We start from the raw sequence: 14,716 nt of genomic DNA, 5'->3' as shown, positions 1-14,716 counted from the left end.
GCATCCGTACGTGTGGGACGGACCGGACGGTCAGCGCGTGAACAGGGCCTCACCGGGCGCGGCCGCATCGGCCGGGAGCAGCGCCAGGTCCAGGCCGCGCACGAGGCGCGCGCGCAGGACCTCATCGTCCGCCAGCCGTTCCGCGACCCGCCGGGCGGCGTCGGCGGGGTCCACGTCGGGTGCGAGCACGAGCGCGAGGGTGCCGTCCGCCCGCCCGGGACCGAGGTGGGCGCGGAGCACCGCGGGTTCCGCGGCGACCGCCTGCCGCACCGCCGAGGTGACCGCGGGGTCGTCCAGCGGATCGGCACTGGTGCGGCCCTCGGCGAGGGCGAGCAGGGCGGAACCGGTCAGCTCGAAGGCCACCGGTCCGGCGAGATCGAGGACGACCGTGTCCGCCTTCTCGTGCGCGGCGGCCTGCAGTGCCTGGTGCAGGGGCACGGCGACGGGGCGGGCCTGCGGATCCCAGCGGGCCAGCGAGTCGGTCGAGGTGAAGGCGGGCAGGGCCCGGCGGTCCCCCGCCTGAAGGGTGGGGACGGCCATGTCGCTGGTCTTCTCGCGACGCAGCCCCTTCTCGTCCTCCTCCACCTCCCCCAGGACGGCGACGACGGGGACCAGGAGCCGGGCACCCTTGAGAGCTTCGAGTACCGGGCCGATGGCCTTCCGGTCCTCGGACCAGGCGGCGAGTGCCGCGGTCAGGGCCGGGGAGGCCGTGCCGTCGTCGTCGGAGTAACCGGGGTCCGGAATGTTCTTCAGCGCCACAGGGCGAGCGTAGTGCCTGGGGTTTCCCACCCCGGCAACCGGGGGTTTCTCACCCCGGCAACCGGGGGTTTCTCACCCCGGCAACAGGTCGGACCCAGCCTGTTCCCAGGTGCCGTTCCTAGCGTCCGGGGCATGTCCCGAAAAAGATTCCGCGGCTCCGCCCTGTTCGCATCCGTGACGGTCGTGATCCTGCTGGCGGGTTCGGCCGCGGGTGGCATCTGCCTGGCCGACCTGTCGTCGGATCACACTCCCCGCACTGCGGCGTCCGTATCGTCCGTACCGGCCGCCGGGAGCACTCCGGTCCCGGCAACGACGAGTGAGGAGCCGACGGTGGATCTCGACGCGGCGCTGGCCGCGGCGGTGGAGCCGCTGCTGACCGACGTGGGTGACGCGGAGGTGTCCGTCGCGGTGCTGGACACCGGGAGCGGGGCGCGGGCGGTCTACGGGGACGGGGCGTACGACACCGCCAGCATCGTCAAGGTCGACATACTCGCGGCGCTGCTGCTCATGGCCCAGGACGAGAAGCGCGTGCTCACCGCCGGCGAGCACGGCCACGCGAGGGCCATGATCGAGCGGAGCGACAACGCCTCCGCCACCGCGCTGCTGCGGGCGATCGGCGGGGCGGAAGCACTCGACGCGGCCAATGAACGCCTGGGCCTGACCGGGACGACGGCGGCGCACGCATGGGGGCTGACCCAGACCACGGCGGCGGATCAACTGGCTTTGCTGAAAGCGGTGTTCGGTACGGAATCGGAACTGAGCGCGGCCTCCCGCGCCTATCTGCGGCGGCTGATGGGGCAGGTCGTGGCCGACCAGCAGTGGGGGGTGTCGGCGGCAGGCAGCGACTGGGCCCTGAAGAACGGCTGGCTGCCCCGGACGACGACCGGGCTGTGGGACATCAACAGCATCGGACAGGTGCGGGCGGACGGCCGCACCTATCTGGTGGCGGTGCTGTCGGGCGGGCAGCGGACGAAGGAGACGGGCATCGCGCTCGTCGAGTCGGTGGCGAAAGCGGCGGTGGGTGTGCTCGACGCCGCGCGGTGAGCAGGCGACGGGCGGGTGCCGCGTTCAGCGCCGTACGGTCGCCGGTCTGCCGCCCCTGCCCCGCCACAGCACCACGGCCAGTGCCAGCAGGACCGCTCCGAGACCGCCCGCGGCGGGGGCGAGCCAGCCCGCGGGACCGCTGTCATGGCGCTCGGGGGTGGGGCCGGCGCCGAAGTACCGCTTCCGGTATCCGGCCCCGGCGGACTCGGCACGCAGGCCGGCCGGACGGAGCGCGGCCCCGGCCCTGATCGCCGCTGCGGGGTCGACGATCCCGTATCCCCGGGCGTCGTCCCGGCCGGACGCGGGGGCGCTGCGCGCCGTGTCCGTGAGCAGGCGCTTGATCTGGGCGGGGGTCAGTCCCGGGTGCGCGGCGCGGACCAGCGCGACCGCGCCCGAGACGAACGCGGCGGCGGCGGAGGTGCCCCACTCCACGTAGTACCGGCGGTCGGGGGCGGCGACGACGATGTCCACTCCGGGGGCGCTGACGGTCGCGTACCAGCGGCGGGTGGAGAACGCGGCGTGGGTGCCGTACCGGTCGACGGCGGCGACCGCTATCACGCCGGGATAGGCGGCGGGGTACGAGATGTGGTCGCCCTTCTCGCCCCCGTTGCCCGACGAGGCGACGACGACGGCACCCTTCTTCAGCGCGTACTGGATGGCGGCGTCCTCGCCCGGTTCGGGGTGGGCCGACTCGCTGTCGTCGCCGAGCGAGAGATTGATGACGTCGGCGCCGTGGTCGGCGGCCCAGCGGATGCCGTCGGCGAGGGCCGTGCCCCGGGACTCCCGGGCCTTGGCGCGGGACGGGTCGGCGGCTTCGAGGATCACCCGGACCGGAAGGATCTTCGCCTCGGGCGCGATGCCCAGGACGCCGTCGCCGTGTCCGTCGCCATGGCCGTGACCTGCGATGATCCCGGCCATCGCGGTGCCGTGCCGGGCCCAGGAGCGGTCGCCCCGGCCGGCGCCGAAGCCGATCATGTCCTTGCCGGGCAGCACCTGGCCCGCCAGGTCGGGGAGGCTCCCGTCCACCCCGGTGTCGACGACGGCGACGGTGATTCCCCTGCCCTTGGTGGTCCGCCAGACCTGATCGGTGTGGAGTGCCTGAAGGCCCCACTGCTGGTCCCGGATGGCGTCGGCCCTGGCCGGCACCGCGGGCAGCAACGCGAACGCGGCGGCGGCACAGACGGCACCCAGGACGCGGCGGCGTGCGCGGCGGCTCATTCCGGCTTCTCCGTGAGGTCGGTGACGGTCCGGCGCAGGCCGCGCTCGATCCGGTCGGCGATTCCCTTGGCCTCGTGACCGAGTCCGGCCTGGGCGGCGGCCGTGGTGGCGTTCGCGGCGACGGCCCTGGCGGCGGGTTGCGGATCGGGGACCGTGCGGCCGTCGGCGAATCCGGAGACGGCGAACACGACGACGGGGACCTCGGTCAGAACGTGGATGGTCCAGCTGGCGCGCTGCCGGTCGCCGAATCCGGCGGCGACCGTGTCCTCGACGGGATACGCGCGGGGCATCAGATCCGCGCGCCGGTCGAGGTGCTGGTCGGTGAAGCGGGTGCTCAGCGCCCTCATGGCCTCGGTGTCGCCCTCGGTGAAGATCACCCCCACCGTGGTGACGCTGCTGCTGGTGGCATCGGTGTAGGTGGCCCGGAGCATGCGCTCGCACCCGACGGGGGCGAGGGTCCTGGCCAACAGCGGGTCCAGGGCCGGCGCGCAGCCGCCGTCCGGGGCGACGGCGACCCGGGTCCAGACCCGGTCGGCACCGCCGGGCCCCGCTCCGTCACCGCCCAGCGTGCGCGGGAAGAGCGTGTCCACGGGGACGCTGTGCCAGGCCGAGCGGCCCACGGTGTAGGCGCTGTGGGCGGCGGGGTCGGCCGAGGAATCGCTGGTCAGCCAGGCGCCGGTGGCCGCGCCGCCGATCAGTCCGAGCCCGAGCACCACACAGGCGGCGGCGCTCGCGGTCCTGAGGGGGTGGCGGGTACGGATCGGGCGCAGCCGGGTCGTGGTCTCGACGGGGGTCTCGGGCGGCGGATGACCGTACGAATGCTGCCGGGGCTGCTGGTACGCGTGCGGGAGACAAGTCGGCCCGGTCGGTGATGCCCCCGCACCCGGGTGCGGGGTGAGGTCCACGGCACCGACGGGCCGCCGGCGGGTCGGGGCGGGCGGCTGACCGGGGCGGGGCGGGGCGGCGGAGGGAACGGCGGGTGAGGGGGCCGGGGGAACGGGCCGGAGCCGGGTCGTCGTCTCCACGGGCGGCGCTCCGGCCGCGGGCGGCGCCTGAGGTGTCACCACCGGCCGCGGCCCCTGAGGCGGCGCCGGCCGATCCGGCTGCTGCTCCGGCTGCGGTGGCCGGGGCACGGAGTGCGGCGCCGGGGCGGCCGGGACCACGGGCACGGCCGGACCGGGGTTCGGTGTCGGCGCTCCGGGCGGCGGGGTTGCGGGACGCGGCGGAAGGGGTGCGGCGGCCGAGGTGTCGTCAGATCGCCGCGCCGGGCCCGCGGTCATCGATGGCGGCGGGGTCGTGGGGCGGGGCGGGACAGGAGCACGTTGCGCCTCGGTACTCATCCGCCCCCCTGATCCTGTTCCGTACCGTGCGCGGATCGACGTCACAGGCAGGCCTGTTGGTTGCCGCGTGCCCGTCACTCTACGGGGTGGGACGGCCCCTGCGGGAGCAGGACGCCGCGCCCCCGGAGGATCTGCGCAGATCATCCCCCTACCCAGCGGTACGGACGTCTGGCAAGCTGCGGCCATGACTGCCCGCGCCGCTGACCGGACCCGCTACGACCGGGCCACCGCCCATCTGGACGCCCCGATCGCCATCGTCGACCTGGACGCGTTCGACGCCAACGCCGACGATCTCGTGCGCCGGGCCGGCGGGAAGCCGATCCGGGTGGCGAGCAAGTCGGTGCGCTGCCGGGCCCTGCTGGAGCGGGTGCTCGCGCGGCCCGGCTTCGCGGGGATCATGTCGTTCACGCTGGCCGAGTCGCTGTGGCTGGCGCGGGCCGGTTTCGAGGACGTACTGCTGGCCTATCCGTCGGCCGACCGGGCCGCCTTCGCTGAGCTCGCCGCCGACCCGAAGCTGGCCGCCGCCGTGACGGTGATGGTGGACGACCACGCGCAGCTGGAGCTGATCGACGCGGCGCGGGCCGGTGGCCGCGAGGAGATCCGGGTCTGCCTGGAGCTGGACACCTCGTTGCGGCTGCTCGGCGGCCGGGTGAGGATCGGCGCCCTGCGCTCACCGCTGCGCTCCCCCGCCCAACTGGCCGAGCTGGCACGCTCGGTGGCGCGCAGGCCCGGCTTCCGGCTGGTGGGTCTGATGGCGTACGAGGGGCACATCGCCGGGGTCGGCGACTCGGTCGCGGGCCGGCCGCTGCGCTCCCGGGCGATCCGGCTGATGCAGGCCACGGGCCGCAGGGAGCTGGCTGTCCGGCGGGCCGAGGTGGTGCGGGCGGTGCGGGCGGTGGCACCGGATCTGGAGTTCGTGAACGGCGGTGGCACCGGCAGCGTCCAGCACACGACGGCGGAGCGCGCGGTGACCGAGATCGCGGCCGGCTCCGGGCTCTACGTACCGCGGCTGTTCGACAACTACACGTCGTTCACGGCGCGTCCGGCGGCGCTGTTCGCCCAGCCGGTGGTGCGTCGGCCGGGTGTGGGTGTGGTGACGGTCCTCGGGGGCGGCTATCCGGCGTCCGGGCCCGCGGGCGCGGACCGGCTGCCGGTCCCGTATCTGCCGGAGGGGCTGCGCTACGACGGGCAGGAGGGGCCGGGCGAGGTGCAGACCCCGCTGCTCGGTGCCCCGGCCGACGATCTGCTGATCGGTGACAAGGTGTGGTTCCGGCATGCGAAGGCCGGTGAACTGTGCGAGCGCTTCGACGAGTTGCAGCTCATCGAGGGCGACCGTGTGACGGCGGCCGTGCCGACGTACCGGGGCGAGGGCCGTACGTTTCTCTGAGCCGGGGCCTTTGGCCGGGGCCGGGCGCCACGGAACTGCCCATGCCGCCGCTCGTCCGGCCGTCGTCGATCGGCCGGATCGGTGCCCGGCGTCGCGGCTCGCGGATACCGGCCCGGCGGTGGCGCGTCGCTCATCCCCCCACTCCAGGTTTCCGCCGCCGACAGGGGCCCTTCGAGCCCCTGTCGGTCTGTTTCGGCCACTTCGCGCGGAAGGGTCTAGAGGGGGGTGACGTACGCGCCGGAGATGCCCCCGTCGACGAGGAAGTCGGTGGCGTTGACGAACGAGGAGTCGTCGCTCGCGAGGAAGGCGACCGCCGCCGCGATCTCCGTTGCCTCGGCGAAGCGGCCGACCGGGACGTGCACCAGCCTGCGGGCCGCGCGTTCCGGATCCTTGGCGAACAGTTCCTGGAGCAGCGGGGTGTTGACCGGTCCCGGGCACAGCGCGTTGACCCGGATGCCCTCGCGGGCGAACTGCACGCCGAGTTCGCGGGACATGGCGAGGACGCCGCCCTTGGACGCGGTGTACGAGATCTGGCTGGTGGCGGCTCCCATGATCGCGACGAAGGACGCGGTGTTGATGATCGAGCCGCGGCCCTGGCGGCGCATGTAGGGCAGGGCGGCCTTGCAGCAGAGGTAGACGGAGGTCAGATTGACGTCCTGGACGCGCTTCCACGCCTCCAGGCCGGTGGTGAGGATGGAGTCGTCGTCGGGCGGGGAGATGCCCGCGTTGTTGAAGGCGATGTCGACGGAACCGTAGGTGTCGAACGCGGTCCTGAAGAGCGCCTCGACCTGTTCCGGGTCGGTGACGTCCACGCGTACGAAGGTGCCGCCGATCTCCTCGGCCGCGGCCTTGCCCGCGTTCTCGTCGATGTCCCCGCAGACGACGTTCGCGCCCTCCGACGCCAGGCGGCGTGCGGTGGCGAGGCCGATGCCACTGGCGGCTCCGGTGATGACGGCGGTGCGGCCGACCAGGCGGCGGCAGATGTTCTCGCTGTCGGTGGTGGTCATGCGGGCTCAGGCCTCCGTACTGAAGAAGACGTTCTTGGTCTCGGTGAATGCGGCGAGCGCGTCGGGGCCGAGTTCGCGGCCGAGTCCGGATTGCCCGTAGCCGCCGAACGGGGTCCAGTAGCGGACACTGGAGTGGGAGTTGACGGAGAGGTTTCCGGCCCGGACCGCCTGCGAGACGCGCAGCGCGCGGCCCACGTCACGGGTCCAGACCGAGCCGGCCAGGCCGTACTCCGTGGCGTTGGCGAGCCGGACGGCGTCGGCCTCGTCGTCGAAGGGCAGGACGACGGCCACCGGTCCGAAGACCTCTTCGGTGGCGACGGGCGAGTCCGGGCGGGCGTCGGTGAGGACGGTCGGCGGGAACCAGAACCCGGGGCCTTCGGGTGCCTTTCCGCTGAGGACGGTCGCGTCCTCGGGGACGTAGCCGCGGACCCGTTCCAGCTGCGCCCGGGAGATCAACGGGCCCATCTGGGTGTTCTCGTCGGACGGGTCGCCCACGACGACCGATTCGATCGCGGGGGCGAGGAGTTCCAGGAAACGGTCGTACGCGGATCGCTGGACCAGGATGCGGGTGCGGGCGCAGCAGTCCTGCCCCGCGTTGTCCAGGAACGCCATGGGCGCGGCGGCCGCGGCGGCCTCGATGTCGGCGTCGGCGAAGACGATGTTGGGGCTCTTGCCGCCGAGTTCGAGGGTGAGCCGCTTCACCCGGGCGGCGCACTTGGCCATGATGTGCCTGCCGACCCGGGTGGAGCCGGTGAAGACGATCTTGGCGATGCCGGGATGCTCGACCATGGCATCGCCCGTCACGTCGCCCGCGCCCGGCAGCACCTGGAGCAGATGTTCCGGAAGCCCTGCCTCCAGGGCGATCCCGGCCAGTCGCAGCGAGGTGAGCGGGGTGGTCTCGGCGGGTTTGAGGAGTACGGCGTTGCCCGCGGCGAGGGCGGGGGCGACGCCCCAGGCGGCGATCGGCAGGGGGAAGTTCCAGGGTGCGATGACGCCGATGACACCGAGGGGTTCGAGGAGCGTGATGTCGAGTCCGCCGGGCACCGGGATCTGCCGGCCGGTGAGCCGTTCCACTCCCCCGGCCGCGTAGTCGAGCAGATCACGGACGTTGGCCGCTTCCCAGCGGGCGTTGCCGAGCGTGTGGCCGGCCTCCTGGACCTCCAGTCGGGCCAGTTGCTCGGCTTCGCCGTCGACGGCCAGGGCGAAGCGGCGCAGCAGCCGGGCACGGTCGGCGGGGGCGAGGGCGGCCCAGGTGCGCTGGGCGGCCGCGGCCCGGACGACCGCCGCGTCGACCTCGGCGACGGTGGTGGACGCGACGATGGCGAGGAGTTCTTCCGTGGCCGGGTTGAGTACGCGGTGTTCCACCGGGTGGTCGGGTGTGGTCACTCAGTGCCTCACAGTCGTTCGAAGGAGCGGCGGAGCTCCCAGTCGGTCACTGCGGCGTCGAAGGCTTCGAGTTCGACGCGGGCCATGTTGCGGTAGTGCGCGACGACGTCGTCGCCGAAGGCCGCCGTGGCGATCTCGCTCCTCTCCCAGAGTTCGGCGGCCTCGCGCAGCGTGGTGGGAACGTGGTCGTATGCGGCGGTGTAGGCGTTGCTCCCGCACGGCTCGGGGAGTTCGAGTCCCTTCTCGATGCCGTGGATGCCCGCCGCGACCATGCCGGCGACAGCGAGGTACGGGTTGACGTCACCGCCGGGCAGCCGGTTCTCGAAGCGCGTCGAGCGGCCGTGGCCGACGACGCGCAGCGCACAGGTGCGGTTGTCGTGCCCCCAGGCGACGGCGGTCGGGGCGAAGGAGCCCGGCTGGAAGCGTTTGTAGGAGTTGATGTTGGGCGCGTAGAGGAGGGAGAAGTCGCGCAGGGCGGCCAGTTGTCCGGCGAGGAAGTGCCGCATCACCGGGGACATGCCGCCGTCCTCGTCCGCCATGGCGTTGTGCCCGGCCTCGTCGACGGGCTGGAGCGAGAGGTGGATGTGGCAGGAGTTGCCCTCGCGCTCGTTGAACTTGGCCATGAAGGTGAGCGCGACGCCCTCCTGGGCGGCGATCTCCTTGGCGCCGGTCTTGTAGACGGCGTGCTGGTCGCAGGTGACCAGGGCCTCGTCGTAACGGAACACGATCTCGTGCTGGCCGGGGTTGCACTCGCCCTTGGCGGACTCGACGGTGAGCCCCGCGGCGGTCATGTCGTTGCGGATGCGGCGCAGCAGCGGCTCGACGCGGCCGGTGCCGAGGACGGAGTAGTCGATGTTGTACTGGTTGGCCGGGGTCAGGTCACGGTAGTTGCGGTCCCAGGCCTGCTCGTAGGTGTCCTTGAAGACGATGAATTCGAGTTCGGTGCCGACATGGGCCGTGTAGCCGAGCTCCGCCAGCCGTTCCAGTTGACGGCCCAGGATCCGCCGGGGCGCGGCGGCGACGGGGGAGCCGTCCTCCTGGGTGAGGTCGGCCATGACCATGGCCGTGCCCTCGTTCCAGGGCGCCGGGCGCAGGGTGGAGAGATCGGCGTGCATGGCGAAGTCGCCGTAGCCGCGGTCCCAGGAGGACATCGCGAATCCGTCGACGGTGTTCATGTCCGTGTCGACGGCGAGCAGGTAGTTGCATCCCTCGGTGCCGTGCTCCACGACCTCGTCGAGGAAGAAGCGGGCGGCGAACCGTTTGCCCTGCAGCCGTCCCTGCATGTCGGGGAAGGCGAGGACGACGGTGTCGATCTCACCGCTTGCGACGAGGGCGCGCAGCTCCTCGATCCCGAGCGGTGGGGTTCGGTCTGCCACGGGATACTCCTCCTTCGGTCAGCCGGAACATCGGTCAGCCGGAACGCTTAAGGTATGCGAGAGAACCATTAATTGTGAAGGGAAAACGGGACGTGGCCGAGGAGAGCGAGTTCACCGACCGTCCGATGCCCGTGCTGCGGCCCGTCCGGGCGGGGAACGGCTTCGAGGAGGCGTTGGAGCAGATCCTCCAGGTGGTCAGGCTCGGCCTGGTGCCCGGCGGCGGGCGGCTGCCGGCCGAGCGCGAGCTGGCCGAGCTGATGGGGATCAGCCGGGTCACGCTGCGCGAGGTGCTGAAGGTCCTGCAGGACCAGGGCCTGGTGGAGAGCAGGCGGGGGCGGTACGGCGGGACGTTCGTGCTGCCCCGCACCGGCAGTCCGGGCGAGGACGAGCTGCGCCGGAAGGTGGAGTCCGTCGACATCGAGGACGTGCTGCGCTTCCGCGAGGTGCTGGAGGCCGGGGCCGCCGGGCTGTGCGCCGCACAGGGATTGACGGACGAGGGCGCGGACCGGCTGCGTGCGGCTCTGACGGCGACTCACGAAGCACCTCTGCCCGAGTACCGCAGGATCGACACCCTGTTCCATCTCACCCTGACCGAACTCTCCGGCTCCGCAACGCTGACCGCGCAGTACGCGGCGGTCCGGGCCACGCTCAACGACCTGCTCGACTGCATACCGCTGCTGGTGCGGAACCTGGAGCATTCGCAGCATCAGCACACGAGTCTGGTCGAGGCGGTTCTCGACGGGGACGCGGAGGCGGCGCGTGCGGTGATGCGCGAGCACTGTGCGGGCACGGCCGCGTTGCTGCGCGGATTCCTGGCCTGAGCGGCTCTGAGCCGCGGCAGGCAGCCGGATGCACCGCTGCCGCTGCTGTACCGTCCCACGGAATCGTAAAGGTATCCTCTGCCACCATTGACATCATGGAACCGAGTCCGCCCGCACAGGCGGCCGACCGGAGGGACCGTCCCGTGTCCGAACCTCTCATCGGCGTCTCCACCTATCTGGAGCCCGTGGCGCGCTGGGGTGTCTGGGAACTGCCCGCCGCCCTCCTCCCGGCCGCCTACCCACGCATGGTCCAACGGTCCGGCGGCCTCGCCGCGCTGCTCCCCCCGGACGCCCCCGGCCGGGCGGCGGGCGCGGTGGCCCGGCTGGACGGCCTCGTGATCGCGGGCGGTGCCGATGTGGAACCGGAACGGTACGGCGCGGAGCGGGACTTCCGGACCGGTCCGCCGGCGCGGGAGCGTGATGCCTGGGAGCTTGCGCTGATCAGGGCCGCACTGGAGTCCGGCACACCGGTGCTGGGCATCTGCCGCGGTATGCAACTGCTCAATGTGGCGCTCGGCGGCACCCTGGTCCAGCACCTCGATGGGCACGCCGGCCCACTGGGCGCGACCGGAGTCCTCGGCACCCACCCCGTGACCCCCGTACCGGACACCCTCTACGCGTCGATCGTGCCCGAGGAGACCGACGTCCCCACCTACCACCACCAGTGCGTGGAGCGTCTGGCACCGGGGCTGGTGGTGTCCGCGCACGCGCCGGACGGCACGATCGAGGCGGTCGAGCTGCCGGGAGCCCAGTGGGTGCTCGGGGTGCAGTGGCATCCGGAGATGGGCGACGACCCACGGCTGACGCGGGCACTGGTGACGGCCTCCACGACCCGACCGGTCCGGGCCCGTACGCCGTTCGCGGACCTCACGCCACCGCGGACGGCGGGGGCCTGAGAGTGCGCCGCCGCGGGGCCCGCCGTCGGCCCGCAGCCCGGACCGCTACAGGTCGCGGCCCGTGAGCGACAGCAGATCCCGGGCCGGGCCGGTCGGGCGGTGGCCCGAGGGCCATACGGCACGGAGCTGACGGCGGAGCCGTACTCCGGCGATCGGGATCTTGACCAGCCGCCTGGCGGACAGCTCCTCGCCCAGCGCCAGTTCGCTCAGCACGCACGGTCCCGCGCCGCTCTCGGCCGCCCCCTTCACCGCGGTGGTCGAGGAGAGTTCGAGCAGGGGCTGGGCGAGGCCGCCGTGCACGGCCAGGGCGGCGTCCAGGACCTGGCGGGTGCCGGAGCCGTGCTCGCGCAGGATCAGCGGGGTCGCGGCCAGTTCCTGCGGGGTCAGGGCGGTGCGGCGGCGGGCCCACGCGTGCGACGGGGCCACCACGACGACGAGACGGTCGTGGGCGATGACCGTGCCGTCGAGCCCTTGCGGCACGGAGAGGCCCTCCACGAAACCGAGGTCGGCCTCGCCGACGAGAAGCCGCCCCGCGACCGCCGCCGAATTTCCGGCGAGCAGCGAGACCGCGGTGTCCGGCCGTTCGGCGCGCAGCGCTATGAGCCAGCCCGGCAGCAGGTATTCGGCGATGGTCATCGAGGCGGCGACCCGCAACCGGGAGTCCCGCCGGTCGCGCAGCGCCTGCGCTCCGGCGTCGAACGCCTCGGCCGCCTCGACGATCCTGCGCGCCCAGTCGGTGACCAGCGCGCCCGCGTCGGTGAGCCGGGAGCCGCGCGGTGAACGGTCCAGCAAGGCCAGGCCGAGCTGCCGCTCCATCGACCGGATGCGACTGCTGGCCGCGGGCTGGGTGACGCCCACGTCCCGTGCCGCGCGCCCCAGACTGCCGTGCCGGGCGACGGCGAGGAGCAGCTCCAGCGCACCGAGGTCGGGAACCCGGTGCGCGAGCGGAATGTTCTGTTCACCGGACATAAAGCCAGCTTATGACCTCATAGAGACGGGATCCCTGGTGGGGCCGGACCCGCGCGCCGAAAATCGTGGCATGGCCATCTTTCCGCAGACTCAGCAGTCCCCAGCCACGTATGCGCCCGCTCCCCGGCTTCCGCACCTGCGGCACATCGGCCCCAACTGGTACGCGACCGTCATGGGCACCGCCATCGTCGCGAGCGCGGGTGCCACCCTGCCCGTGCACGTCCCGGGTCTCCGGGGTGTCTGCACGGTGGTGTGGGCGCTCGCGACCGTGATGCTCGTCGCCGTGCTCACGGCCCGTACCGGCCACTGGATCGCCCATCGCGACCAGGCCCGTACCCATCTGCTCGACCCGGCCGTCGCGCCGTTCTACGGCTGTCTCGCGATGGCGCTGCTGGCCGTCGGCGGCTCGACGATGGTGGTCGGCCGGGACGTCATCGGGCATCCGGCGGCCCTGACCCTCGATGTCGTGCTGTACACGGCGGGGACGATCGTCGGGCTGGCCTCCGCGGTCGCGATTCCGTATCTGATGGTCGTGCGTCACCGGGTCGAGCCCGGCACCGCGTCGCCGGTGTGGCTGCTGCCGGTGGTCGCCCCGATGGTCTCCGCGGCACTCGGCCCGCTCCTGGTGCCGGAGCTGCCCGCCGGTCAGTGGCGGGAGGCGATGCTGCTGGCCTGCTACGCGATGTTCGGGCTGAGCCTGTTGGCCACGCTGGTGATGCTGCCGCTCGTCTTCGCCCGCCTCGTCCACCAGGGCCCGCTGCCGCTCGCACTGACGCCCACGCTGTTCCTGGTCCTCGGTCCGCTGGGCCAGTCGACGACCGCGGTCAACCAGCTCGCCGACGTGGCACCGGGGGCGATCGGGGCGCCCTACGCCTCGGGCCTCGGGGTGTTCGCCGTGCTGTACGGGGTACCGGTGATGGGTTTCGCGCTGCTGTGGCTGGCGCTGGCCGTCGCCCTGGTGGTGCGGGCCGCACGGAACGGCATGACCTTCAGCATGACGTGGTGGGGCTTCACCTTCCCGGTCGGTACGTGTGTCACGGGCGCCACGGGTCTGGCCCGGCACACCGGGCTGACGGCGTACACGTGGCTGGCCGTCGCGCTGTACGTGCTGCTGGTGACGGCATGGGCGGTGGCCGGGCTCCGGACGCTGCGCGGGCTGTTCAGCGGAGCGCTGCTCGCAGCGCCGAAGGCGCCTGCGCCAGTGACGGCCCGTACCACGTGAGGAATCGCCCGTCGACGAGTGCGGCGGGCAGTGCGGGAAACGCCTCGGGCCCGTCGTCCGCGGTGAAGCGGTACGGCTCGTCGGGCAGGACGACCAGATCGGCACCCGCCGTGTTGAGCGCGTCGAGCGGGATGCGGGGATAGCGCTCGGCGTGGTGCGCGTAGACGTTCTCGACGCCGAGTCTGGCCAGCAGGTCCCCGGAGAAGGTGTCACGGCCCAGCACCATCCAGGGCCTGCGCCAGACGGGCACGACCGCACGGCGCGGGGCGCGGGGCGCCGGGAGCGCGGCCCAGGCGGCCTCGGCCTCGTCCAGCCAGCGCGGCCTGGCCTGGCCGCAGGCGGTGACCAGGACCCTTTCCAGTTCCTCGAAGGCCTGGTCGAGGGTGCGGACCTCGGTGACGAGCACCTCGATCCCGGCGTCCCCGAGCGCCGCGAGATCGGTCGCGCGGTTCTCCTCCTCGTTGGCGACGACGAGATCGGGCCGGAGCGCGACGACGGCGGCCACGTCGGGGTTCTTGGTGCCGCCGATCCGGGCGGCGGTCAGGCCCGGCGGGTGGGTGCACCAGTCGGTGACGCCGACCAGCAGGCCCGGGGCGGTGACGGCGACGGCCTCGGTGAGCGAGGGGACCAGGGAGACGACTCGCACGGCGGCTGCTCCTCCCTCAGCGACGTGGCTCGAAAGTGGCGTCGATGTGCTCGGCGACCGCGACGACCAGCAGCCGCGTACCCGGCATCGTGGCCCGCCAGCGGTGCCGTACCCCGCCGGACAGGAACAGCGTGTCGCCCTCCTCCAGCCGGTGCGCCTGCCCCTCCGCCTCCACCTCCGCCGCACCCCGCACCACGTACATCAGCTCGTCGTTGCGGTGCTGGAACTCGCGCCCGAGGTCGAGTTCGCCGGTGAACTCCAGGGCGCTGAGCTGGTGGCGTCCGCGCACCACCCTGCGTACCCCGTCTCCCTCGCCCGCCCGCACGACGTCGACGGCGCGCGCCGAGTCCGCGGCGGCGCGCAGCCGTGCCGTGGTGGTCTCCAGGGCTTCGGCGACCCGGTCCAGGGACCGGGCGCTGGGCCTGGCCCGCTCGTTCTCGATCTGGCTGAGAAACGGCACGGACAGGCCGCTGCGGCCGGCGACCGCCGCCAGGGTGAGCCCCAGGGATCTGCGTCGTCGGCGGACCGCGGCGCCCACGCGGAGTGCTTCCTTGTCGTCCATGTCCGGCTCCCTCCCGACTCGTCATCCTTCCGGCTGCGGGCACATTACGCATACGGTTGCGCAAGGTCGGCCGGTTCACGAGC

The 14,716-nt window shown here is 72.9% G+C and carries 14 protein-coding genes; 5 read left to right on the top strand and 9 right to left on the bottom strand.

The features are described 5' to 3' along the window. Positions 1 to 30 precede the first annotated feature (30 nt). Positions 31 to 759, bottom strand: a complete 729-nt coding sequence (locus ACIOHC_RS15155; protein ID WP_351079288.1) for an SseB family protein — start codon at positions 757 to 759, stop codon at positions 31 to 33. A gap of 132 nt (positions 760 to 891) precedes the next feature. On the opposite strand from ACIOHC_RS15155, the gene ACIOHC_RS15150 reads away from it, so the two are divergent. Then, the gene (locus ACIOHC_RS15150) at positions 892 to 1,803 is read left to right on the top strand and encodes a serine hydrolase (RefSeq protein ID WP_351079286.1); all 912 of its coding nucleotides are present in this window, start codon (positions 892 to 894) and stop codon (positions 1,801 to 1,803) included. Positions 1,804 to 1,827: 24 nt separating this feature from the next. Here ACIOHC_RS15150 and mycP read toward each other — a convergent pair whose 3' ends face one another. Both mycP and ACIOHC_RS15140 read right to left on the bottom strand, forming a co-directional pair. Then, complete coding sequence (gene mycP / locus ACIOHC_RS15145) at positions 1,828 to 3,021, bottom strand: type VII secretion-associated serine protease mycosin (RefSeq protein WP_365691515.1); 1,194 nt, start codon at positions 3,019 to 3,021, stop codon at positions 1,828 to 1,830. Further along, positions 3,018 to 3,926, bottom strand: a complete 909-nt coding sequence (locus ACIOHC_RS15140; RefSeq protein ID WP_401842994.1) for a hypothetical protein — start codon at positions 3,924 to 3,926, stop codon at positions 3,018 to 3,020. The genes mycP and ACIOHC_RS15140 overlap by 4 nt, the downstream gene beginning before the upstream one ends. A gap of 619 nt (positions 3,927 to 4,545) precedes the next feature. Here ACIOHC_RS15140 and ACIOHC_RS15135 point away from each other — a divergent pair. Next, entirely contained in the window at positions 4,546 to 5,748 is a 1,203-nt protein-coding gene (locus ACIOHC_RS15135) for an amino acid deaminase/aldolase (protein WP_351079281.1), read from the top strand. A 215-nt stretch (positions 5,749 to 5,963) separates the two neighbouring features. Here the strand turns inward: ACIOHC_RS15135 and ACIOHC_RS15130 are convergent, their stop codons facing one another. The 3 genes from ACIOHC_RS15130 to ACIOHC_RS15120 are packed head-to-tail and all read right to left on the bottom strand — an operon-like array spanning position 5,964 to position 9,517. Then, complete coding sequence (locus ACIOHC_RS15130) at positions 5,964 to 6,755, bottom strand: 3-oxoacyl-ACP reductase (protein WP_351079279.1); 792 nt, start codon at positions 6,753 to 6,755, stop codon at positions 5,964 to 5,966. A gap of 6 nt (positions 6,756 to 6,761) precedes the next feature. Next, a complete protein-coding gene (locus ACIOHC_RS15125; protein WP_401842940.1) occupies positions 6,762 to 8,141 on the bottom strand; it encodes an aldehyde dehydrogenase family protein in 1,380 nt (459 codons plus the stop codon). Positions 8,142 to 8,149: 8 nt separating this feature from the next. Continuing rightward, entirely contained in the window at positions 8,150 to 9,517 is a 1,368-nt protein-coding gene (locus ACIOHC_RS15120) for a glutamine synthetase family protein (RefSeq protein ID WP_365691512.1), read from the bottom strand. 125 nt (positions 9,518 to 9,642) lie between these two features. Between ACIOHC_RS15120 and ACIOHC_RS15115 the strand changes: the two genes are divergently transcribed. Both ACIOHC_RS15115 and ACIOHC_RS15110 read left to right on the top strand, forming a co-directional pair. After that, on the top strand, positions 9,643 to 10,338 hold the full coding sequence (locus tag ACIOHC_RS15115) for an FCD domain-containing protein (RefSeq protein ID WP_351079350.1): 696 nt from the start codon (positions 9,643 to 9,645) through the stop codon (positions 10,336 to 10,338). Positions 10,339 to 10,481: 143 nt separating this feature from the next. Continuing rightward, positions 10,482 to 11,234 (top strand): gamma-glutamyl-gamma-aminobutyrate hydrolase family protein, encoded by a 753-nt coding sequence (locus tag ACIOHC_RS15110; protein ID WP_365691511.1) that lies wholly within the window; start codon positions 10,482 to 10,484, stop codon positions 11,232 to 11,234. A 45-nt stretch (positions 11,235 to 11,279) separates the two neighbouring features. Here the strand turns inward: ACIOHC_RS15110 and ACIOHC_RS15105 are convergent, their stop codons facing one another. Further along, on the bottom strand, positions 11,280 to 12,203 hold the full coding sequence (locus ACIOHC_RS15105; RefSeq protein ID WP_351079271.1) for a LysR family transcriptional regulator: 924 nt from the start codon (positions 12,201 to 12,203) through the stop codon (positions 11,280 to 11,282). A gap of 70 nt (positions 12,204 to 12,273) precedes the next feature. Here ACIOHC_RS15105 and ACIOHC_RS15100 point away from each other — a divergent pair, with 70 nt between their 5' ends. Then, the gene (locus tag ACIOHC_RS15100) at positions 12,274 to 13,425 is read left to right on the top strand and encodes a TDT family transporter (RefSeq protein WP_365691510.1); all 1,152 of its coding nucleotides are present in this window, start codon (positions 12,274 to 12,276) and stop codon (positions 13,423 to 13,425) included. Here the strand turns inward: ACIOHC_RS15100 and ACIOHC_RS15095 are convergent. Together ACIOHC_RS15095 and ACIOHC_RS15090 are read right to left on the bottom strand one after the other, a co-directional pair. Beyond that, positions 13,364 to 14,071: a helical backbone metal receptor gene (locus tag ACIOHC_RS15095; RefSeq protein ID WP_351079266.1), complete on the bottom strand. Its 708-nt coding sequence runs from the start codon at positions 14,069 to 14,071 to the stop codon at positions 13,364 to 13,366. The two genes, ACIOHC_RS15100 and ACIOHC_RS15095, sit on opposite strands and share 62 nt — an antisense overlap. Positions 14,072 to 14,087: 16 nt before the next feature. Then, positions 14,088 to 14,633, bottom strand: a complete 546-nt coding sequence (locus ACIOHC_RS15090) for an XRE family transcriptional regulator (protein ID WP_351079264.1) — start codon at positions 14,631 to 14,633, stop codon at positions 14,088 to 14,090. Positions 14,634 to 14,716 lie beyond the last annotated feature (83 nt).

Origin of the sequence: Streptomyces sp. NPDC088252 (genome assembly GCF_044740965.1) — a bacterium.
Taxonomy (GTDB): domain Bacteria; phylum Actinomycetota; class Actinomycetes; order Streptomycetales; family Streptomycetaceae; genus Streptomyces.
Note: the sequence above shows the minus strand (reverse complement) of the source record. Positions and strands in the feature narration are given on the sequence as shown.